22 protein-coding genes and 1 riboswitch are annotated in these 20,499 nt (G+C 61.9%); of the genes, 18 read left to right on the top strand and 4 right to left on the bottom strand.

Features of this window, described 5'->3' with window-relative positions:
- Position 1 precedes the first annotated feature (1 nt).
- From I6E39_RS08835 to I6E39_RS08765, 15 genes are all read left to right on the top strand, one after another.
- Positions 2-583, top strand: coding sequence for an NAD(P)H-dependent oxidoreductase (locus tag I6E39_RS08835; protein ID WP_235381234.1), 582 nt, complete (start codon positions 2-4; stop codon positions 581-583).
- Between the two features lie 136 nt (positions 584-719).
- Positions 720-3,404 (top strand): DNA polymerase I, encoded by a 2,685-nt coding sequence (gene polA / locus I6E39_RS08830; RefSeq protein WP_235381233.1) that lies wholly within the window; start codon positions 720-722, stop codon positions 3,402-3,404.
- Positions 3,405-3,678: 274 nt separating this feature from the next.
- Positions 3,679-4,047: a hypothetical protein gene (locus tag I6E39_RS08825; protein WP_235381232.1), complete on the top strand. Its 369-nt coding sequence runs from the start codon at positions 3,679-3,681 to the stop codon at positions 4,045-4,047.
- Entirely contained in the window at positions 4,040-4,678 is a 639-nt protein-coding gene (locus I6E39_RS08820) for a hypothetical protein (protein ID WP_235381231.1), read from the top strand. Before I6E39_RS08825 ends, I6E39_RS08820 begins: the two co-directional genes overlap by 8 nt.
- Position 4,679: 1 nt before the next feature.
- Positions 4,680-5,360: a CPBP family intramembrane glutamic endopeptidase gene (locus I6E39_RS08815; RefSeq protein ID WP_235381230.1), complete on the top strand. Its 681-nt coding sequence runs from the start codon at positions 4,680-4,682 to the stop codon at positions 5,358-5,360.
- A 154-nt stretch (positions 5,361-5,514) separates the two neighbouring features.
- Positions 5,515-5,970 (top strand): ribosomal protein S18-alanine N-acetyltransferase, encoded by a 456-nt coding sequence (gene rimI / locus I6E39_RS08810; RefSeq protein ID WP_235381229.1) that lies wholly within the window; start codon positions 5,515-5,517, stop codon positions 5,968-5,970.
- On the top strand, positions 5,957-6,565 hold the full coding sequence (locus tag I6E39_RS08805; RefSeq protein WP_235381228.1) for a GNAT family N-acetyltransferase: 609 nt from the start codon (positions 5,957-5,959) through the stop codon (positions 6,563-6,565). The genes rimI and I6E39_RS08805 overlap by 14 nt, the downstream gene beginning before the upstream one ends.
- 68 nt (positions 6,566-6,633) lie before the next feature.
- Complete coding sequence (gene tsaD, locus I6E39_RS08800) at positions 6,634-7,644, top strand: tRNA (adenosine(37)-N6)-threonylcarbamoyltransferase complex transferase subunit TsaD (protein ID WP_235381227.1); 1,011 nt, start codon at positions 6,634-6,636, stop codon at positions 7,642-7,644.
- A 543-nt stretch (positions 7,645-8,187) separates the two neighbouring features.
- Positions 8,188-8,742, top strand: coding sequence for a translation initiation factor IF-3 (gene infC / locus I6E39_RS08795; RefSeq protein ID WP_235381242.1), 555 nt, complete (start codon positions 8,188-8,190; stop codon positions 8,740-8,742).
- Between the two features lie 18 nt (positions 8,743-8,760).
- The gene (gene rpmI / locus I6E39_RS08790; protein WP_050625289.1) at positions 8,761-8,970 is read left to right on the top strand and encodes a 50S ribosomal protein L35; all 210 of its coding nucleotides are present in this window, start codon (positions 8,761-8,763) and stop codon (positions 8,968-8,970) included.
- A 20-nt stretch (positions 8,971-8,990) separates the two neighbouring features.
- A complete protein-coding gene (gene rplT, locus I6E39_RS08785; protein ID WP_235371998.1) occupies positions 8,991-9,347 on the top strand; it encodes a 50S ribosomal protein L20 in 357 nt (118 codons plus the stop codon).
- A gap of 124 nt (positions 9,348-9,471) precedes the next feature.
- Positions 9,472-9,891, top strand: coding sequence for a Holliday junction resolvase RuvX (gene ruvX / locus I6E39_RS08780; RefSeq protein ID WP_235381226.1), 420 nt, complete (start codon positions 9,472-9,474; stop codon positions 9,889-9,891).
- 36 nt (positions 9,892-9,927) lie between these two features.
- Complete coding sequence (locus tag I6E39_RS08775; RefSeq protein WP_235381225.1) at positions 9,928-10,212, top strand: putative quinol monooxygenase; 285 nt, start codon at positions 9,928-9,930, stop codon at positions 10,210-10,212.
- Between the two features lie 43 nt (positions 10,213-10,255).
- Positions 10,256-11,089 carry an EFR1 family ferrodoxin gene (locus tag I6E39_RS08770; RefSeq protein ID WP_235381224.1) on the top strand — a complete coding sequence of 278 codons (834 nt, stop codon included), beginning with the start codon at positions 10,256-10,258 and terminating at the stop codon, positions 11,087-11,089.
- 219 nt (positions 11,090-11,308) lie between these two features.
- Positions 11,309-11,896 (top strand): hydrolase, encoded by a 588-nt coding sequence (locus tag I6E39_RS08765; protein WP_235381223.1) that lies wholly within the window; start codon positions 11,309-11,311, stop codon positions 11,894-11,896.
- Positions 11,897-11,952: 56 nt separating this feature from the next.
- Here I6E39_RS08765 and thiW read toward each other — a convergent pair whose 3' ends face one another.
- The 3 genes from thiW to I6E39_RS08750 all read right to left on the bottom strand — a co-directional run bounded on the left by thiW (position 11,953) and on the right by I6E39_RS08750 (position 15,518).
- A complete protein-coding gene (thiW, locus tag I6E39_RS08760; protein WP_235381222.1) occupies positions 11,953-12,480 on the bottom strand; it encodes an energy coupling factor transporter S component ThiW in 528 nt (175 codons plus the stop codon).
- A gap of 322 nt (positions 12,481-12,802) precedes the next feature.
- Positions 12,803-12,910: riboswitch (TPP riboswitch) on the bottom strand.
- A gap of 40 nt (positions 12,911-12,950) precedes the next feature.
- Positions 12,951-14,780: an ATP-dependent zinc metalloprotease FtsH gene (ftsH, locus tag I6E39_RS08755; protein ID WP_235381221.1), complete on the bottom strand. Its 1,830-nt coding sequence runs from the start codon at positions 14,778-14,780 to the stop codon at positions 12,951-12,953.
- A 189-nt stretch (positions 14,781-14,969) separates the two neighbouring features.
- On the bottom strand, positions 14,970-15,518 hold the full coding sequence (locus I6E39_RS08750) for a QueT transporter family protein (RefSeq protein ID WP_235381220.1): 549 nt from the start codon (positions 15,516-15,518) through the stop codon (positions 14,970-14,972).
- A 376-nt stretch (positions 15,519-15,894) separates the two neighbouring features.
- Between I6E39_RS08750 and thyA the strand changes: the two genes are divergently transcribed.
- A complete protein-coding gene (gene thyA / locus I6E39_RS08745) occupies positions 15,895-16,725 on the top strand; it encodes a thymidylate synthase (protein WP_235381219.1) in 831 nt (276 codons plus the stop codon).
- A 60-nt stretch (positions 16,726-16,785) separates the two neighbouring features.
- A complete protein-coding gene (locus tag I6E39_RS08740) occupies positions 16,786-17,265 on the top strand; it encodes a dihydrofolate reductase (protein ID WP_235381218.1) in 480 nt (159 codons plus the stop codon).
- 48 nt (positions 17,266-17,313) lie between these two features.
- Here the strand turns inward: I6E39_RS08740 and I6E39_RS08735 are convergent, their stop codons facing one another.
- Positions 17,314-18,477, bottom strand: a complete 1,164-nt coding sequence (locus tag I6E39_RS08735) for a 5-bromo-4-chloroindolyl phosphate hydrolysis family protein (RefSeq protein WP_235381217.1) — start codon at positions 18,475-18,477, stop codon at positions 17,314-17,316.
- 309 nt (positions 18,478-18,786) lie between these two features.
- Here I6E39_RS08735 and I6E39_RS08730 point away from each other — a divergent pair.
- Positions 18,787-20,499: VanW family protein (locus I6E39_RS08730; RefSeq protein WP_235381216.1), on the top strand; the 1,713-nt coding region annotated here is incomplete at its 3' end.

The following is a 20,499-nucleotide window of genomic DNA, read 5'->3' as shown; positions in this document are numbered from 1 at the left end:
CATGGAGCAGATTTTGTTTATCGACGCCTGTATGCGGGGACCGGAGCTGTCCCGGACCCACCGGCTGTGCCGGCGCTTTCTGGAGGAATACACCGCCCGCCGCCCGGACACGGAGGTGGTCCACCGGGACCTGAGCCGGTGTGACCTGCCCCTTCTGACTGGGGAGCTGGCCCAACAGCGGGGAAATTGGGGCGCGGACCACCCTCTGCTGGCCCCGGCCCGGGAGGTGGCCGCCGCCGATCTGATCCTGGTGGGCGCGCCCTACTGGGACCTGGCCTTCCCCGCAGCGCTGAAGGTCTATCTGGAGTGGGCCAGCACCCTGAGAATCACCTTCCGCTATGAGGAGGACGGCAGACAGGTGGGATTGAGCCGGGCCCGGGCTCTGGTCTACTGCACCACCGCCGGCGGGCCGCTGGAGGGGCAGAATTTCGGTTTCGACTATGTCAAGGCTCTGGGAGCCATGCTGGGCGTTCCGGAGGCCCACTGTTTGGCGGCTCAGGGGCTGGATATCTGGGGCGCCGATCCGGAGGCCATTTTGTCGCAGGCGGAACAGGACGCGGCGGCGCTGGCCCAGCGGCTGTAACAAGCGGCGCGCAGCTATTCTGTTTACCGGGGGACCGAGGCCGGTCCCCCGGTTTTTCTTGCCCTGGAGGGGAAAGACTGTTATACTGAACCTGAACTTTTACCCGGCCCCGGGCCGGAGAACGGGGGACTCCCACATGAAAAAACTGATGGTCCTGGACGGCAACTCCATTGTCAACCGGGCCTTTTACGGGGTGAGTCAGAATCTGACCACCCGGGCGGGTCAGCCCACCAACGCCATTTTTGGCTTCTTGAACATTTTGAACAAGCTGCTGGAGGAGGAGAAGCCCGACGCTTTGTGCGTCACCTTCGACCGGAAGGCGCCCACCTTCCGCCACCTGGCCTACGAGGGCTACAAGGCCACCCGAAAGGGGATGCCTGACGAGCTGGCCAGCCAGATGCCCATTCTGAAGGATGTACTGGGGGCCATGAACATCCCCATGTACGAGCTGGACGGCTGGGAGGCCGACGACCTGCTGGGCACCATCTCGGCGAAGGACGCCGCCGCCGGGTGGGACACGGTGGTGGTCACGGGGGACAAGGACTCCCTCCAGCTGGTCACCGACCGCACCACCGTCAAGCTGGTGTCCACCCGCATGGGCCGAACCACCACCCGTGACATGACGCCCGAAGCCTTTCAAGAGGAGTACGGCTTCGCCCCCATCCACATCATTGACCTGAAGGCCCTCATGGGTGACTCCTCCGACAACATCCCCGGCGTCAAGGGAGTGGGCGAAAAGACGGCCATGGCTCTGATCCGGCGGTACGGCTCCATCGACGCCCTCTACGCCGCTATGCCCACCCCCGAGATGGCGCCCGGCGAGCCCGCCAAGCCCGGCGTGGTCAAAAAGCTGGCCGAGGGGGAGGGGGACGCCCGGATGTCTTACGACCTGGCCACCATCCGCACCGACGCCCCCATTGACTTCGCTCCGGAGGACAACCTGCGCCGGGAAGCCGACAACGGCAGGCTGTACCAGCTGTTTCTGGATCTGGAGTTTGCCAAGCTCATCGACAAGTACCATCTGACCGCTCCCCAGGGGGAGGTGCAGGCGGAGGCGGAGCCCTCCTCGGAGGTGACCTGCTCCAGCGAGGTGGTCACCGACCGGACCCGGGCGGAGGAGCTGCTGGAGCTGTGGCGGAAGAAGGACTGCGTGGACGTGCTGGCCCTGCCCTCCTTGGATGTGGTATGCGTGGAGTGCTGGCTGTCGGAGTCGGAGAGCCACGCCGCCCTGTTTTTCTCCGATAAGCTGGAGGGCTACAACGACTTTTTGAAGGCGCTGTTCGCCCCCGACGTCAAAAAAGCGGCCCACGGGGTGAAATCCCTGTGCCGCGCCCTGCTGGATGAGGGGATCACCCCCGGCGGTTTCGTCTTTGACACCGAGGTAGCGGCCTACCTGCTGGCTCCCACCGACGGCAGCTACGATCTGGAAAAGCTGGGGATGACTTACTACAACCACCAGTTTGCCAAGGCGGCCGACTATCTGGCCGAGGGGGCCTTCGGGCCCCTGGCTGACCCCGTGGCTCCCACCGCCGCGCTCCTGTCCCACTGTGCCCTGATCGGCTCCCTCCGGGAGACTCTGGCCGCCCGTCTGGAGGAGCTGGGGATGATGAAGCTCTACCAGGAGATCGAGCTGCCCCTGTGCTCCGTCCTGGCCGAGATGGAAACGGCGGGCTTCCTCATCGACCGGGGGGCTCTGGTGTCCTTCGGGGAGATGCTCTCCGGGCGCATCGACGCCGCCCAGGCCCGCATCTATGAGCTGGCGGGGGAGACCTTCAACATCAACTCCACCCAGCAGCTGGGCCACATCCTCTTTGACAAGTTGGGCCTGCCTCCGGTGAAAAAGACCAAGACGGGCTACTCCACCAACGCCGAGGTATTGGACAAGCTCCGGGGCAAGCATCCCATCATTGAAGAGATCCTGGACTACCGCCAGCTGACCAAGCTGAAGTCCACCTATGTGGACGGCCTGTCCAAGGTCATCCCCCCCGACGGCCGCATCCACACCTCCTTCCAGAACACGGTCACCGCCACCGGGCGGCTGTCTTCCACCGAGCCCAACCTGCAGAACATCCCCGTCCGCACCGAGCTGGGGGCCGAGCTGCGAAAGATGTTCGTGGCCCCGGCAGGCAAGGTGCTGGTGGACGCGGACTACTCCCAGATCGAGCTGCGGCTGCTGGCCTGCATGGCTGGGGACCGGGCCATGATCGACGGCTTCAACTCCGGGGCGGACATCCACACCATCACCGCCTCCCAGGTCTTTGGGGTATCCCCAGACGAGGTCACCCCCCTCATGCGCCGGTCCGCCAAGGCGGTGAACTTCGGCATCGTCTACGGCATCTCCCCCTTCTCCCTGTCCCAGGACATCGGCGTGACGGTGGCCCAGGCCAAGGAGTATATGGACAAGTACTTCCAGCACTACTCCGGGGTCCGGGCCTATATGGACGCGGTGGTGGAGCAGGCCAAGGCGGACGGCTATGTGTCCACTCTCTTCGGCCGCCGCCGCTGGGTGCCGGAGCTGAAGTCCTCCAACTTCAACACCCGGTCCTTCGGGGAGCGGGTGGCCCTCAACGCCCCCATCCAGGGCACCGCCGCCGACATCATCAAGCTGGCCATGATCCGGGTCCGGGACCGGCTGCGGGCCGAGGGTCTGGAGGGCAAGCTGGTCCTCCAGGTCCACGACGAGCTCATCGTGGAGTGCCCAGAGTCCGAGGCCGAGACCGTCTGTCAGCTTGTGGAGGAGGAGATGGAGGCCGTGGCCGCACTCCCCGTGACCCTGGTTGCCGACACCGCCGCCGGCCGGACCTGGGCCGAGGCCCACTGACCTGCTTTTCTTACAAGAAAAGCAGGCAAAAGAACTTTGCGCGAAACTTCGTTTCGCTCCGCGTCCGCAAGAAGAGTGTTGTTTCCAATCATCGAGTCCCCCGAAAGACAGTCTTCCCACAGGGCCATCCATACAAGTCCGGAGGACTGAGCGGTTTACCACTTATCCCTCAAAAATGACCGTCCGTCCCGTTCCGGTTGCATCTGTGCCTCCCCTCTGCTACACTGAGAATGACCGAACGTCGTTCCGCTGTATTGGAAGGGAGGCGTCTTTTATGCCCGTTTGGAAAAACCGGACCAATCAGATCCTGCTGGCGGTCTTTCTGCTCTCCCTGGTCCTGTGCGTGGGGTTCTGGTTCTGGAACATCGCCTGGCTGCTGTTCCTGCCCGCTCTGCCCGCGTTCTGCCTCCAGCTGCTGCTGTGCCGGGTGGGTCGGTGGAAACTTCTGCGGGCGGTCCCTCTCGTTTTGGCAGCGGCCATGGCCGGTCTGGGCTTCTATTACGCCCAGCAGCCCGGCTTCGGCGTGGGCCTGTTCGGTGTGATCCTGCTGCTGGGGGCCATCTCCCCGGCGGTGGGCGCGGTCCTGGCCTGGGCCGTGTGGGGCTTCCATCCATTACACAAGCGGGGTGACATCCGTGGATAACGCCGTTTACATCGTCTTTTCCGCCACGCCCACAGGGATTGGCCAGCTCATCCGTCTGGCCACCCGAAACCAGTACAACCACGTCTCTCTGTCCTTCGAGGCGGACATTCACAAGCTGTACTCCTTCGCCCGGTACCACCGGACCGTTCCCCTGTACGGCGGTCTGGTGGTGGAGTCCAGCCTCCGCTACCGCTCCTTTGCCGGGCAGTCCCGGGTGAAGATCTGCCGCCTGCCGGTGGAGGAGCCCTACCTCACCTATCTGCACAACTATTTGGAACGCCTGTGGCGGGAGCGGGAGGAGTACATCTACAACACGCCCGCCGCCCTGGCCTCTCTGGTCCGTCTGCACGCCGACATCCCCCGGACCTACACCTGTGCCTCCTTTATCCAGGAGATTCTGTGCCGCTGCCGGCTGCCCGGTATTGACCCCCATTGCTGTCCCACTATCCGCCGGCTGGAACAGCTGCTGGAGCCCTGGGTGGTGTACGAGGGGCCCCTTCCCGCATTCTCGGTCCGGGAGGAGTGGGGGGAGGACGACTTCTCCCGGGAGACCACCACCGGCTACGCCGTCTATACCACCGCCCGCCACTTTGGCCGGCTGGCCAAACGGGTCCTGCGGGGGGCGGCCTGATATGGATGGAAGCGCGAGAAGAGCCGCCTGCGTTTGCCCCCTGGTCCTTTTGGGCTGTGCCGTGATGACCTGGGTGGAGGCGGGCCTTCGTCCCGTCTATCCCATCAAATCCGCACTAAAAGTCCTGATTTTTCTGGGCTGCGTCGGGCTGTACGTCCTGCTCTGTGGGGATCAGACCCCTCTCCGCGCCCTGCGTCCGCCCCGCCGTCGGGCCCTGCGCACCGCCCTAGCACTGGCTGCCGCTGTCTTTGCCGTCATCCTGGGGGGCTACGCTCTGCTGGCCCCCTGGCTAGACCTGTCCGCCGTCACCGGGAACCTCGGGGCCAAAGAGGGCGTCACGGCAGCCACCTTTCCCTTTGTGGCTTTGTACATCTCTCTGGGCAACTCCTTTCTGGAGGAATTTTTCTTCCGGGGCTTTGCTTTCCTGACGCTGAGAGCCGCGGGACGGCCCCGGCTGGCCTGGGTTTTCTCCCCTCTGGCCTTCGCGCTGTACCATGTGGCCATTATGGACGGCTGGTTCCGCCCCGCATTGTTCCTCCTGCTCACCGCCGCCCTGGCGGCGGCGGGGCTGCTGTTCAACTGGCTGGACCGGGAGGGCAGCCTTTGGCCTGCCTGGCTGGTCCACATGGGGGCTAATCTGGCCATCAACACCATCGGACTGCGGCTGTTTGGGATCATATAGCGTCAGCCATTGGCATACTCTTGTCTCTGGCAGGCGCCTGGACGGCACGAAATTCCAAATAGCCGCTTTTTCTCCCCCTTTGTCTTTACGAAGGGGGAGTTTTGGTGTATGATAGTGTGAAATGTTGTGTTTACCTTCCGGAAGGAGTGTCTTTATGTATTACGAGATCGTCCCCATGGACCGCAGCCACGTTCCCCAGATCGCCGCCCTGGAACGGGAGTGCTTCTCCACCCCCTGGACGGAGACCATGCTGAACGACGCCCTGTTCGACCCCCAGGCCAGCTTTATCGTGGCCGAGGATGAGGAGGGCAACATTCTGGGCTACGCCGGCCTCCATGTCATCGTGGACGAGGGCTACATCGACAACATCGCGGTGGAGCCTGACGCCCGGCGCCACGGGGTGGCCTCCGCCCTGCTGGACGTGTACTGCCGCTTCGGGGCGGTCAATCTGGCCTTCCTCACCCTGGAGGTCCGCAAGTCCAACGCCCCGGCCATCGCCCTGTACGAGAAATACGGCTTCCAGCAGGCGGGCCTGCGGCCGGGCTACTACCAGAACCCCCGGGAGGACGCGGTGATCATGACGAGGGAGTTTTCTCATGAAGCTGAATGAACTGACTCCAGCACAGCTGTCCCAGCTGTACGAGGCCGAGCTGAAGCACGACTTTCCCCCGGAGGAGCTGAAGCCCCTGAAGGCCATGCTGTCCCTGATGGAGCAGGGCCGCTATCAGGCGCTGGGACTGTATGACGGGGAGGAGCTACTGGGCTACGCCCTGCTGTGGCTGGAGCCCGATGTTCCCTTCGCCCTGCTGGACTATCTGGGCACCATCGAGGGCAAGCGCAGCCGGGGGCTGGGGGCCGTCATGCTGGACCTGCTGGCCAACTACTACAAGGACTACCGGGGCGTCTTCGGCGAGGCGGAGGCCCCGGAGAACGGCGACCCCGCCGGGGAAGCGCTGCGCCGCCGCCGGCTGGGCTTTTACCTGCGCAACGGCTTCCGGTACGGCGGCTACGACTGCGCCCTCTTCGGCGTCCACTACCAGACCCTGATCCGGGGACGGGAGGACGTCACCCCCGAAGAGCTGCTGGCCGTCCATCAGAGGATCTACCGCAGCCACATGCCGCCCCATGTCTATCAGCGTTTTATTCAGATCCCTCTTGCCCCGGGTGAAACGCCCAATCCGCCGGGGGACTGGATTGAGGAGTAAGCTTTTTCCGGCCGCCGCGGGCGGTCTGGCAAAACATTGTGCTGTTACGGAAAGCAGGTGCCTTTCTTATGAACATTCTTGCTATTGAGTCTTCCTGTGACGAGACCGCCGCCGCTGTGGTGCGGGACGGCCGGACCGTGCTGTCCAACTGTGTCGCCTCCCAGATTGAGATGCACACCATCTACGGCGGCGTGGTCCCCGAGATCGCCTCCCGGAAGCATGTGGAGGCAGTGACCGGCCTGGCCGATCAGGCCCTGGTCCAGGCCGGTGTGACCCGTGCCGATCTGGACGCCGTGGCGGTGACCTACGCCCCCGGCCTCATCGGCGCGGTGCTGGTGGGCGTCAACTTTGCCAAGGGCGCGGCTATGGCCCTGGACCTGCCCCTGATCCCCGTCCACCACGTCCGGGGCCACATCGCCGCCAATTACCTGACCCATCCCGATCTGGAGCCCCCCTTCGTCTGCCTGTGCGTCTCCGGCGGTACCACCGCCATCGTGGACGTGCGGTCCTACACTGAGATGGAAGTGCTGGGGAGCACCCGGGACGACGCCGCGGGCGAGTGCTTTGACAAGGTGGCCCGGGTGCTGGGCATCGGTTACCCCGGCGGCGGACCCATGGACCGGCTGGCCGACGGCGGAGACGACGCCAAGTACGAGCTGCCCCGGGCCCATGTGGCGGGCCACGAGCTGGACATGTCCTTCTCCGGCCTGAAAACCGCCAGTCTGAACCTGATCCACAACAGCCAGCAGAAGGGGGCGGCGCTGGACCTCCCCTCCTTCGCCGCCTCTTTCGGCCGTGCGGTCAGCGAGTCCCTGGTCCCCCGGGCCATGACCGCCGCCCGCCGGCTGGGCTACGGAAAGGTGGCGGTGGCAGGCGGCGTGGCCGCCAACCGCCGCATCCGCGCCGACCTCCAGGCCGCCTGCGCCGCGAGCGGGGACAAGCTGTTCCTCCCTGAGCTGAAATACTGCGGCGACAACGGGGCCATGATCGGCTGCCAGGCGTATTACGAGTACCTGGCCGGCCATCTGGCCGGCTATGATCTGAATGCCTACGCCACCCGGGACATCTCGCTGGGGTAAGGCCCCGCATCCCTCCGGCTATCCCCGGAATCATTTGGTTTTGACGGAAGCCTCCGGGTAATCGCTTCGCCCTTTTATGCGTTATGTCTCCTTTATTTTACGTTTATTTTACGTTCTTTTTATACATCCTGGCGGTCAGAAGGGCTTTTAAAGGCGTTTTGCTCCGTTTTCCACCAACATTGTGGAAAACCATGTGGAAATTGTGAATAACTCCGTGTATAGTTTTATTTCGCTTATTTTTTATGTAAATTAAAGTCCGCCCATGATGTCTTTTTCTTTTGACGCAGCTGCCCCGCCCGAAGACTGTTCAAGAGCTTTTATTGGAAAAAAGGAGCCGGACTCTTCCCAAAAAGCAGTCTAAAGACGATATTTTCCCCTTGACAACTCGCTTGCGGCGTGGTAGAATGCTCCGGTACAAGAAAGCAGGTACGGTTCCCCGTCCTCACCCCAGGCCAGAGCCAAAGGGTCAACATGGAATGACAGTCGCCGGTTTTTCGGCGTTGTTTTGCTGTGATACGGGGGCCCTGCCGGCCACCCGTATTTATTTTTGTCAGGAGGTGCTTTCCCATCGCTAACACAGGTCATCAAACCAATGAAGAAATCCGGGACAAGGAGGTCCGCCTGATCTCTGCGACCGGCGAACAGCTGGGCATCATGTCTTCTCAGGAGGCGCTGCGTCTGGCCGAGGAACAGAGTCTGGATCTGGTCAAGATCTCCCCCAATGCCGTACCCCCCGTGTGCAAGCTCATGGACTACGGCAAGTATCGGTTCGAGCAGACCAAGCGCGAGAAGGAAGCCCGCAAGAATCAGCGCGTAGTGGAGATCAAAGAGGTCCGGATGTCCCCCAGCATCGACGTCAACGACTTTAATGTGAAGCTGCGCAACGCTCAAAAGTTTTTGTCCGAGGGCAACCGCTGCAAGGTCACCGTCCGCTTCCGCGGGCGTGAGATGGCTCACACCAACATCGGCCAGGAGCTGCTGCTGAAGTTTGCCGAGGAGTGCGGCGAGGTCGCCGTTATGGACAAGAGCCCCAAGCTGGAGGGACGGCATATGTCCATCTTCCTGTCCCCCAAGCCCGCGAAGGACGCGAAAAAGTAAGTAAAGGAGTTCTCTGTTATGCCGAAGATCAAGATCAAGACTCACAGCGGCGCCAAGAAGCGTTTCTCCCTCACCAAGACCGGCAAGGTCAAGCGCGCCATGACCAAGAAGCGTCACCTGCTGAACGGCCACGGCAAGACCACCAAGCTGAAGCGGGCTCTGCGCGGCACCACCTATGCCGACAAGACCAACGAGGCCGCCATCAAGCGCATGATCCTGTACAAGTAAGAAGAGGGAGGGAATAAACAATGGCACGTGTGAAAGGCGCGATGATGACGCGCAAGAGAAGAAACAAGATCCTCAAGCTGGCCAAGGGCTATTGGGGTTCCAAGTCCAAGCACTACAAGATGGCCAACCAGGCCGTCATGAAGTCCGGCGTTTACGCCTATACCGGCCGCAAGCTGAAGAAGCGCGACTTCCGTCAGCTGTGGATCACCCGGATCAATGCCGCCTGCAAGCTCAACGGCATGAACTACTCCACCTTCATGAACGGTCTGAAGAAGTCCGGCATCGTCATCAACCGCAAGATGCTGGCTGAGCTGGCTGTCAACGACAAGGCCGCTTTCACCCAGCTGACCGAGACCGCCAAGAAGGCCCTGGCCTAATTCCGGTCCGTCTGTTTTGTAACCCAATGCGCCGCAGGTTCACCGCCTGCGGCGCTTTTTTATAGAACAAGATTGTAATTTCCCCCATTTTCCTGTATCATAGGTTAGAAAGGACGTGAAGCCCATGCGGATCATGGCGATTGATTACGGAGACGCCCACACGGGAGTGGCGCTATCCGACCCCACCGGCTTTCTGGCCGGCAGCGCCACCACCATACACAGCCGGAAGGCGGAGGTGGTCCTGGCGGAACTGGCCCGGATGGTCCGGGAAAACCAGGTGGACGAGCTGGTCATGGGCTTTCCCCGGAACATGGACGGCACCGAGGGGCCCCGGGCGGAGCTGTACCGGGCCTTTGCCGCCCAGGTGGAGGAGGCCACCGGACTGAAGGTGGTCCTGTGGGATGAGCGCCGGACCACGGTGGACGCCCACCGTATCCTCTTTGAGGCGGGCAAAAACGCCAAAAAACGGAAAAAGACCGTGGACGCTGTGGCCGCCTCATTGATCCTGGAGGGATATCTGGATTTCAAGCGGATGCGGGGCTGAAGCGCCGCGTCCCAGCTTGAGGAAGGAGGAATTACGATGTTAGGGATCCATGTCATATACACCATGAAGCCGGGGAAGCGGGACGCATTCCTGGCTGAAATCGCCGCCTGCGGCGCCCGAGAGGCTGTGCTCAGAGAAGCCGGGTGCATCCAGTACGACTATTTTCTGTCCGCCCAGGACCCGGATCAGCTGCTTCTGGTGGAGAAGTGGACCGACCGCGAGGCTCAAAAGGTCCACATGACCCAGCCCCACATGGCCCAGGTGGCCGACATTAAGGCCCGCTTCGCCGTTGATACCAAGCTGGAATTTTATGATTGTTGATTGATCCATATACAAAAAGAAATTTTAGGAGGAAACTATACTTATGGAAATCAAAACTGTGTGGGCTGTCTACTTCAGCGCCACCGGCACCACCCAAAAAGTGGTCACCACCCTGGCCCAGTCGGTGTCCAAGTCTCTGAACGCGGACTATCGGGAATTCTCCTTTAACGCGCCTGACGTCCGAAAGGCGGAGCTGAGCTTCACGCCCCAAGACCTGGTGGTGCTGGGCGTCCCGGTCTATGCCGGCCGGGTCCCCAATTTGATCCTGCCCTACATCCGGGACATGATCCGCGGCGGCGGCGCCCTGGCCGTCCCCGTGGTGCTCTACGGCAACCGGAATTTTGACGACGGCCTGATTGAGCTGCGCAACGTAATGCGGGACAACGGCTTCTCCCCCATCGCCGCCGGCGCTTTTGTGGGCGAGCACTCCTTCTCCCGGATCCTGGGCGCCGGACGGCCCGACGCTGACGACATGGCTCTGGTCCAGCAGTTGGCGGACGGGACCGCAGACAAGGTGAAGGACCTGACAGAGGCTCCCGCCCAGGCGGTTGAGGTGGAGGGCTGCGATCCCATCCGCCCCTATTACACCCCCCGGGACCGCCACGGCGAGCCCATCAAGGACTTCCTGAAGGCCAAGCCCGTCACCGACCCGGACAAGTGCGTCAAGTGCGGACTGTGCGCCCGGCTGTGCCCCATGGGCTCCATTGATCCCGACGACGTGTCCAATGTGGTGGGCAAGTGCATCAAGTGCTGCGCCTGCGTGAAGAAGTGCCCCAAGGGCGCCAAGTATTTCGACCACGAGGGCTACCTGTACCACCAGCATGAGCTGGAGGACCAGTACGCCGGACGGCGGGCGGAGAGCAAGATCTTCCTCTGATCCAAGCCCATCTGTAACGCAAGGGAAGCGCCGGTTCATTTGTCACGGCACGGTGACAGGTGGACCGGCCTTTTTGCTCCCTGCTCTCTCCAGCGGACGAACCGCCGCCCAAAGGCGCCGCATACCGTTTTCTCCCCCGCGGTCACGTTTTTCTGGCCTTTTTCCCGGGGGCGTGGTATACTTTTTTCATCTCAGAATCTGCTGTATACGGAGGTATTTATGTCCTGCAAAGAGGAATTTATTGAGATCTTCAAGACCTATATCACCCGGGACGGCGCGGACAAGCTGCTGGACTATCTGGAGCACAAGAGCGACTTTTTCACCGCTCCCGCCTCCGCCCGGTACCACGGTTCCTACGAGGGGGGCCTGTGCGAGCACAGCCTGAACGTGTACCACTGTCTGGTGGACTATCTCCAGCGGGAACGGGTCCAGGAGCTGTACGGTCTGGAGTACAGCGACGAGTCCGTCGCCATCGTGGCCCTGCTCCACGACCTGTGCAAGATCGGCTGCTACAAGCGGGGTACCCGGAACGTGAAGGACGAGAACGGCAAGTGGCAGGCCGTGCCCACCTACACCTTTGACGACCCCCTGCCCTACGGCCACGGGGAGAAGAGCGTGTACATCACCAACGGCTTCATCCGCCTGACCCGGGAGGAGGCCATGGCCATCCGCTGGCACATGGGCTTCTCGGGTCCCGAGGACAGCCGCACCGTTGGTCAGGCTTTTCAGAAGTACCCCCTGGCCTTCGCTCTGGCCACCGCCGACATGGAGGCCTCCTACTTTCTGGAAAACGAGGACAGATTGTGACCCACTGCGTCAAAAAACTCCGGCCCGCATAGCGGGCCGGAGTTTTTTATCACACTTCAGCGGGTGCGCTCCAGCGTGTCCCGCATGGACTTCAGCGCTCCGCTTCTGTCCAGGGCGGCCACCAGGACGCCGGCCAGGATGGAGCCGGCCACGGTGGAGATAAGGAAGGGGACGATGTAGGCGTAGAAGGCCACGGCGGCGGCGTCCACATTCATGAACAGGACGGCCACGGGATAGGCGGCCAGACCGCCGATGACGCCGGTGCCCACCACCTCGGCCGCCAGAGTGGCGGCGAGGTTCCGGCTCTTCCAGAACACCAGGCCGCACAGCAGCGCGCCGCACATACTGCCCGGGAAGGCCATCAGGCTGCCCACGCCCAGGATGTTCCGGATCAGGCTGGCCACGAAGGCCACACCCACTCCGTACCAGGGGCCCAGAAAGACGGCACACAGCACGTTCACCATGTGCTGCACCGGGGCGCACTTGCTGCCAAAGACGGGGAACACGATAAACATGCTGCCCACCACGGCCACGGCGCACAGAACGCCGGCGACGGCCAGCTTTTTGGTCTGACTCTGATTCATATTCAAGCAACTCCTTTTCAAACGGATGGGGAAACCGCGTCCAAAGGCAGCGTCTCCCCCACTTCCGGCCCTTTGGGCCACAAACAGGGTCCGGAGAGCCCCGGAACGGGCCTCTCTCGGTTCGGTCGAGGCTTACTGGCCTCCTCTCACGCCGGAACACGGCTTCCCATCGCTGCTTTGGACTCATGGCACAGGGCGCTCCCCCTCTGCCCGCTCCCGGATGCTCTCCGGGTCGTCCGCGGTTCTCTCCCTCCCTTCGAAAAAAGAGCGGTATCGGATCAAAAAACAGGGCCGCCCATAGAGGGCGGCCCCGTGTCATCATACAAGCACAGCTATGACTACCTACGGTGGCATTACCCACATCAGGTCGAAGGGTCGAAGCGCTCAGCTTCCTCTCAGCCCGCTGCCGCGAGCTCCCCTGTTTTTCGCTGTGTATGATACTCCTTTTTTTCCGGGCTGTCAAGAGCGGCTCACGCCGTCTCGCTCTGATCCAGGATGGTCATAAATTCCTGGCCGGTGATGGTCTCATGGTCATAGAGGTACTGGGCCAGCCGGTGGAGCTTCTTCTGATTCTCCTCCAGAATGGTCATGGCCTTCTGGCGCTGGCTCTCCACGATTTCCATCACCTTCTGGTCCAGCTTAGTCTGGGTCTCGGGGGAGCAGGTCAGGGAGGAATCGCCCCCCAGGTACTGGTTGGACACTGTCTCAAAGGCCACCATGCCGAACTCGTCGGTCATGCCGAACTGGGACACCATGGCCCGGGCCAGTTTGGTGGCCTGCTCGATGTCGTTGGAGGCCCCCGTGGTGACGGAATGGAAGATCAGCTCCTCGGCGGCCCGGCCGCCGGTATAGGTGCAGATCTTGTTCATCAGCTCCTCTTTGGACATGAGGAAGTGGTCCCCGTCGTCCACCTGGAGGGTATAGCCCAGAGCGCCGGAGGTCCGGGGGATGATGGTGATCTTCTGCACAGGGGCGGAGTGGCTCTGCATGGCGGCCACCAGGGCGTGGCCGATCTCGTGGTAGGCCACGATCTTCTTCTCGTGGTCGGACAGCACCCGGCTCTTCTTCTGGTAGCCGGCGATGACCACCTCCACGCTCTCCTGGAGGTCCTCCTGGGTGGCGAACCGCCGGCCGTCCCGGACGGCCCGGAGGGCGGCCTCGTTGACGATGTTGGCCAGCTCCGCGCCGGAGGCCCCGGCGGCCGTCTTGGCGATGGGCTCAAAGTCCACATCCTCCGCCAACCGAATTTTCTTGGCGTGGACCTTCAGGATCTGGATGCGGCCCTGGAGGTCGGGCAGCTCCACGGGGATGCGCCGGTCAAAGCGGCCGGGCCGCAGCAGGGCGGGGTCCAGGGAGTCGGGCCGGTTGGTGGCGGCCAGCACCACTACGCCCTTGGAGCCGTCAAAGCCGTCCATCTCGGTGAGCAGCTGGTTCAGGGTCTGCTCCCGCTCATCGTTGCCGCCGATCTGGCCGTCCCGCTTCTTGCCGATGGTGTCGATCTCGTCGATAAACACGATGCAGGGGGCCTTCTCGTTGGCCTGCTTGAACAGGTCCCGGACCTTGGCGGCGCCCCGGCCCACGAACATCTCCACGAACTCGGAGCCGGCGATGGAGAAGAAGGGCACGTTGGCCTCGCCGGCCACCGCCTTGGCCAGCAGAGTCTTGCCGGTGCCCGGAGGGCCCACCAGCAGAGCGCCTTTGGGCAGCTTGGCGCCGATCTCCCGGTACTTCTCCGGGTCGTGGAGGAAGTCCACGATCTCGCTGAGCAGTTCCTTTGCCTCGTCCTCACCGGCCACGTCGGCAAAGCGGATGCCCGTGGAGGAGGGGACGTACACCTTGGCTCCGGAGCCGCCGCCCATGCCGAACATCATACCTTCGCCGCCGCCCATGGCCTTCTGCATCCGCTTATTGATGAAATAGCCGATGAGCAGGAAGGGCAGCAGGGGCAGGACCCACCCCACCAGGATGGAGGTGAGCAGGCCGGGCTGGGTGTCGATCTCCTGGAACTGGGCGCCGCTCTCATACAGGCGGTCCACCAGGCCCTGGTCGCTGCTGACGGCCACGGTCTTATAGATGTTTTCCTCCGCCTTGTCGGTGAAGGTGATCTCGTCTCCTTCGATCTGGACCTGTCCCACATTCTGGTCATAGGTCATGGACATGAACACGTCGTAGCTCACGTCCTGGACCTGCTTTTTCATCACGGAGGGAAACAGGGTGGCGTTGAGGAGCATCAAAATCAGCAGGGTCATCACATAGTAGTAGATCAGCGGTTTCTTCGAGGGTTTTTTCACTTCTTGCATACAAATCATCCTCTTGTCCGCCCTCCGTCTCCGGAGCGCGGAAATTAATTAACGGGTTAAGTATATCATAGCCATTTGATTGGAGATTTCTATATGAGAATGTGAATATTTTGTGTCGATTTTATGAATAAGGGGATAAAAAACGCGCCGGACGTCCACCCGTCCGGCGCGTTTCATAGTCAAGTCAGTTCACAGATTGGGCTGGGCTTTGTATCCCAGACGGTCCAGCCGGTCCGCCGGGATCAGCTCCCGGACCATGGGGATCCGGGGCAGAAGGGTCAGCAGCAAAGTGCCCAGAACATAACAGGCCACCAGTTCTCCCAGCGCCACCGTCACGCCGTAGAAGGCGAAGGCGGTCCAGAAGCCGGAGCCGAAGCCCACCTCGTACCAGGCGATCATGGCGCCGATGATAACGCCGTTGCAGACCACCGGCGGCAAGGGGGCCAAAAGACGGTTGGGGGTCCTGGCCGTCCAGAGGGCAGCCAGCAACGTGGCCAGGGAGCCGAACACAATATCCAGCGCCCCCACCGTGCTCATCAGATTGGTGAGCAGGCACCCCACGAACAGACCGGGCACCGTAGCCGGGAACAGGAAGGGCAGGACGCACAGCGCCTCGGCAAAACGGCACTGGATGGGCCCGTAAGTCAGACCGAAAATGTTGCCGAAATAGCTCAGCACCGTGTACAGGGCGGCCACCAGAGCGGCCAGGGTCAGGTCCTTTGTGGTAAATTTGCGCATAAAAAACCTCCATTTTCTTGTTTAGAGAACGGCGGAGCAAGCTAGCTCCCCGAACGAACGCAGAAATAGTCCATTTTGGGCTCGCGTTGGTGCGCCGCTTCAAGCTCCCCTGCTTGGGAAGTCGGCGCTTCTTTCTGCGCTTGGACGAGGTGTGGAAACTCGTCAGGCGGTATCTTACCACATGGGAGCCCACTTGTCCAGAGGGAATGGGATGGCTCCCGCTCCGATTTCAAAAGCCCGGGCAGCGGGTTTTCATTTGCAGTTTCCTCACCGGCAAGCGGAGCAGGACAAAACCAAGCGAAATTCCGCTTCCTTTTCCCGAGACGCTGTGATAAAATAAAGCGATCAATCATGTATACAATGGGAGGAACGGGCTATGAGCTACGCCGATCAGGTATTCATTCAAAACTGCAGGGACATCCTGTCCAAGGGCGTGTGGGACACCGACCGCCCTGTCCGTCCCAAATGGGAGGACGGCACCCCCGCCCACACCATCAAGCTCTTCGGGGTGGTCAACCGCTACGATCTGCGGAAGGAGTTCCCCATCCTCACCGTCCGGAAACAGTTTTTAAAGTCGGCGGTGGACGAGCTGCTGTGGATCTGGCAGAAGAAGTCCAACAACGTCCACGATCTGAACAGCCATGTGTGGGACGCCTGGGCCGACGAGAACGGCACCATCGGCAAGGCCTACGGCTACCAGCTGGGGGTACGCCACCACTACCCCCAGGGGGATATGGACCAGGTGGACAAGGTGCTGTGGGACTTGACCCATGACCCGGCCTCCCGCCGGATCATCGCCCACATGTACAACCACCACGACCTGAGTGAGATGGCCCTGTACCCCTGCGCCTACTCCATGACCTTCAACGTCAGCGGAAACACCCTGAACGCCATTTTGAACCAGCGCTCCCAGGACATGCTTACCGCCAACGGCTGGAACGTGATGCAGTACGCCACTCTGCTCCACATGATCGCTCAGGTCACCGGCTTTGAGGCCGGCGAGCTGGTCCACGTCATCGCCGACTGCCACATCTATGACCGCCACATCCCCATGGTGGAGGAGATGCTGGACAAGACTCCCTACGACGCCCCCAGGTTCATCCTGGACCCCTCGGTAAAGAATTTCTATGACTTCACTCCCGACAGCGTGCGTCTGGAGGGCTATCAGGCCCACCCCGTCCCCGGCAAGATCCCGGTGGCGGTATAAGGGAGCGGAACATCAGGAGTTGTGGGGACGGCCAAGGCCGTCCCGGAAGGAGAAGCGGATATGAACGTAATCGTGGCGGTGGACCGGAACTGGGCCATCGGCAAGGGCGGGGACCAGCTGGTCTACATCCCCGCCGATCTGAAGCACTTTAAGGCTCTGACCACCGGGCACCCGGTGATCCTGGGCCGCAAGACCATGGCCACCTTCCCCGGTGGGAGACCCCTGAAGGGGCGGCCGAATCTGATCCTGTCCCGGAACCCCGACTTTGCCCCCGAGGGGGCGGAGGTGTACCCGGATCTGGATGCCCTGCTGGACCGGGCCCCGGAGGACTCCTTCGTCATCGGCGGAGCCTCGGTGTACAGCGCCCTGCTGGACCGCTGCGACACCGCCTATGTGACCAAGATCGACGCGGAATATCCCGCCGACTGCTGGTTCCCGGACCTGGATCAGGACCCGGCCTGGGAGATCGTCGAGGAGTCGGAGCCTATGGACCACCAGGGGCTTGCCTTCCGCTATGTGACCTACCGGCGCGTCAAATAAAAAATATCCCGGATGCCGCGGCATCCGGGATATTTGGTTTCATAGGCGTTACAGCCCCAGAGTCATGCCCTGGCCGGAGGACAGGCCGTCCTTGGCCAACATCCGCTCCAGCACCTCCACATCGGTGGTGATATCCATGGCGTCTCCCTGGAACAGCTGGTCAAGCTGCTTCTCGAAGCCCTCCACCACCTTGTCCATCATGCCTTCGATGCGCGCCATGGCGGCGGTGATATTCTCGCCGGAGACCTCCTGGGACTCCAGCTGGCCGTAGGCCCGGAGGATCTTCAGGGTGGTGGGCAGGTAGTAGCTCAAAAAGCTGTGAAGCTGGGGGGATTTCTCCGGGTGAGATTTCTGATAGTCCAGGATCTTGGCGGTGATGACCCCGATGCGGTCGATCTGGGCGGACAGCTTCTCGTTGGCAATGGCGTCGTTGACCTCCCGGATCTCGGAGAGGATGGCGTTCTCCCGGTCCTGCTCCGCCTTGGGCTGGACGGGAGCCTCCGCCTTGGGCGACTCGTCCCGGAGGCCGTCGGCAGACAGCACCAGCATGTCGCCGCCATAGTCCAAAAAGCCGGCGGGGAACAGGCCTTCACCCAGCATATCTTCCAGATCCTCCCGCACCTTGGCGGGGGACAGGCCGGTGGCGGAGGCCAGAGAGGAGACGGAGACGGACTGCCGGCGGCCGATCATGGCCAGGTAATTGCGATAGCGCTGGGCCTGCTTCCGCTTGCGGACGCCGGCCCACAGACAGCCCAAACCGGCGGCGGTGAAACAGAGTGTGGGGATCACTTCCTGAAGGAACCAAGCCACATCGCCGGGAAGTACCCCCAGGTATTCCGTAGCGGTCATCACCGTGGCAAAGGCGAAGACGGCGGCGATGACGCTGCCGATCACCGTCAGCTTTTTACCCTTGGAGGCCAGCGCGGCGATCCGGTCTCCGCCGGTCTTTTTCCGGCGGGACTTGGCCGTCTCGGTCCGGGGGGCGGCGCTCCCGGCTTTGGTTCCGGCAGTGGTCCGGGCCCCAAGCCCCCCCTGGGCCTCTTGCTGCGTATAATAAGGATGGCGGCTCCGGGCAGCGGCCCGCTTACTGCCGTCCAGCACCTTCAGCACCACCAGCAGGACGCCCAGCGGCGGAAAGCACATCAGCATGATCACGGGGAAGATCCAGGAAGAAAGATCGCTCTGGTTTTTGTTATTTCGATCGTCAGACATAGTCGGACCTCCAGCGGCGTTCAGTTGATAATATCATAACAGGGAACCCCAAAAAGAACATTGATTTTTTCTTAAATTTTGGAAAAATCCGCTCCTGTCCGGGAACTGCCCGGACCTCTTTATCATAACGCGCGGGGGCAGAAAAGTAAATGGTTCCGGAACGTGAATTTTGCCCGGGCTGGAAATATCCGGTTGTAACTGTTCTGTAATTGTATATAGATTGTCTGGGTGATATAATGTAACGGTCTGAGTCTAAAAGGCTGATAGAGGAAACATTTTGGCCGGTCCGTCCGGCCTGGAGGTAAGAATATGCAAGGACGACGCGTAGAAAAAAAGCCCGCGGCAAAAAAACCGGGAGGATCCAAAAAGGGGCCGATCATCGCCGTCGCGGTGGTCGGTGTGGTACTGGCCGCCTACCTGGGCCTGTGCGCCTGGGTGGGCGCTTCGGACAAGATCATGCCCAACGTGTATGTGCTGGGCGTGGATGTGTCCGGCATGACGGAGCAGGAGGCCCAGGCTGCCGTGGACCAGAAGCTGGATGCTTACGGCGACCAGGTGTCGGCCACCCTATGCTATGACGGCTGGAGGGGCAGCATCACCGCCGCTCAGATGAAGGAGCAGTGGGCTGACGTGGCCGGGCCTGCCACACATGTGGGCCGGGGGAACTTTTTCACCCAGGGCGCCCAATACCTGTCCCACTTGATGGGGGCGACCCATATGGTTCAGCTCCCCCGCAGCCCGGAAAATCCCGCTCTGGAGCAGCTGCTGGACCAGGTGGAGTCGGAAGTGGGCGGCAACGTGACCGACGCAAGCTACACGGTGGACGGCGACCAGCTGGTCATGACCAAGGGGCGCACCGGCGTGGCCGTTGACCGGGACGAGGCCCGAAAGGCGGCGCTGGACGCTATGGACGAGGCCCTTTCCCTGAAATTCCACGAGGGGAAAGAGGGCACCGTGGAAGTGACCCGGGATCTGACCACCGAGGAGACCCCGCCCCGTGAGCCCGACTTCGACGCCATCCACCAGGAGCTGTACACCGAGGCCAAGAGCGCCCAAATGGACCCGGAGACCCACAAGATCACCGACCATGTGGTGGGCGTGGATCTAGACGTGAACGTTCTGAAAGCCGCTTATGAATCTGCCGGTGAAGGAGAGACCTTCTCCGTTCCTCTGACCATCACCCAGCCCCAGGACACCAAGGCCAGTCTGGAGAGCAAGTTGTTCCGGGACCTGTTGGGGGAGGGCACCACCAAAGTAGGCGGCTCCGCCAACCGAAAGACCAACGTGAAGCTGTCCGCCGCCGCCTGCAATGGGGTCATCCTGCTGCCCGGCGAGGAGTTCTCCTATAACAACACCACCGGCAGCCGCACCGCCGACAAGGGCTATCTGCCCGCCCCCATCTATGTGGGCGATAAATCCCAGGACGACGTGGGCGGCGGTATCTGCCAGACCTCCTCCACCATCTATTACGCCGTACTCCACACCACTCTGGAGGTAACGGAGCGCCACGACCACAAGTTCAACACCGGCTATGTCACCCAGGGCATGGACGCTACCGTGTTCTATGGTTCTTTGGACTTCCGCTTCAAGAACAACACCGAGTATCCGGTAAAAATCGTCACCAACAGCTATGATAAGAACGGCGCCCGCTACCTCAACGTAAAGATCTACGGCACCAACGCCGACGGACGCTACGCCGTCCCCAAGAGCGACGTCTACGACAAGGTGGTCCCCTCCACGGTGTACAAGGCCCGGGAGGATGTGCCCCGCGGCACCTTGGTGCTGGACCGGGAGCAGTACGCCTACACCGGTTACTCCGCCCATACTTACCGCTATATTTATGAGAAGGACGGAACTCTGGTGGAAAAGCAGGACATGGGGACCAGCAAGTACGCCACCCGGCCCCACATCTATTACTACAATCCCTTGGACGGCGATCCCGCCACCTGGCCCAATGGCCAGCCGCCAAAGCCCGCCACCGACCCTAGTACTGTCCCCGATCCCGTCACCCCCGCCCCCGAC

Origin of the sequence: Pseudoflavonifractor phocaeensis (assembly GCF_021531375.1) — a bacterium.
In the GTDB taxonomy this organism is placed as follows: domain Bacteria; phylum Bacillota; class Clostridia; order Oscillospirales; family Oscillospiraceae; genus Lawsonibacter; species Lawsonibacter phocaeensis_B.
This window is presented reverse-complemented; position numbering and strand designations above follow the sequence as displayed.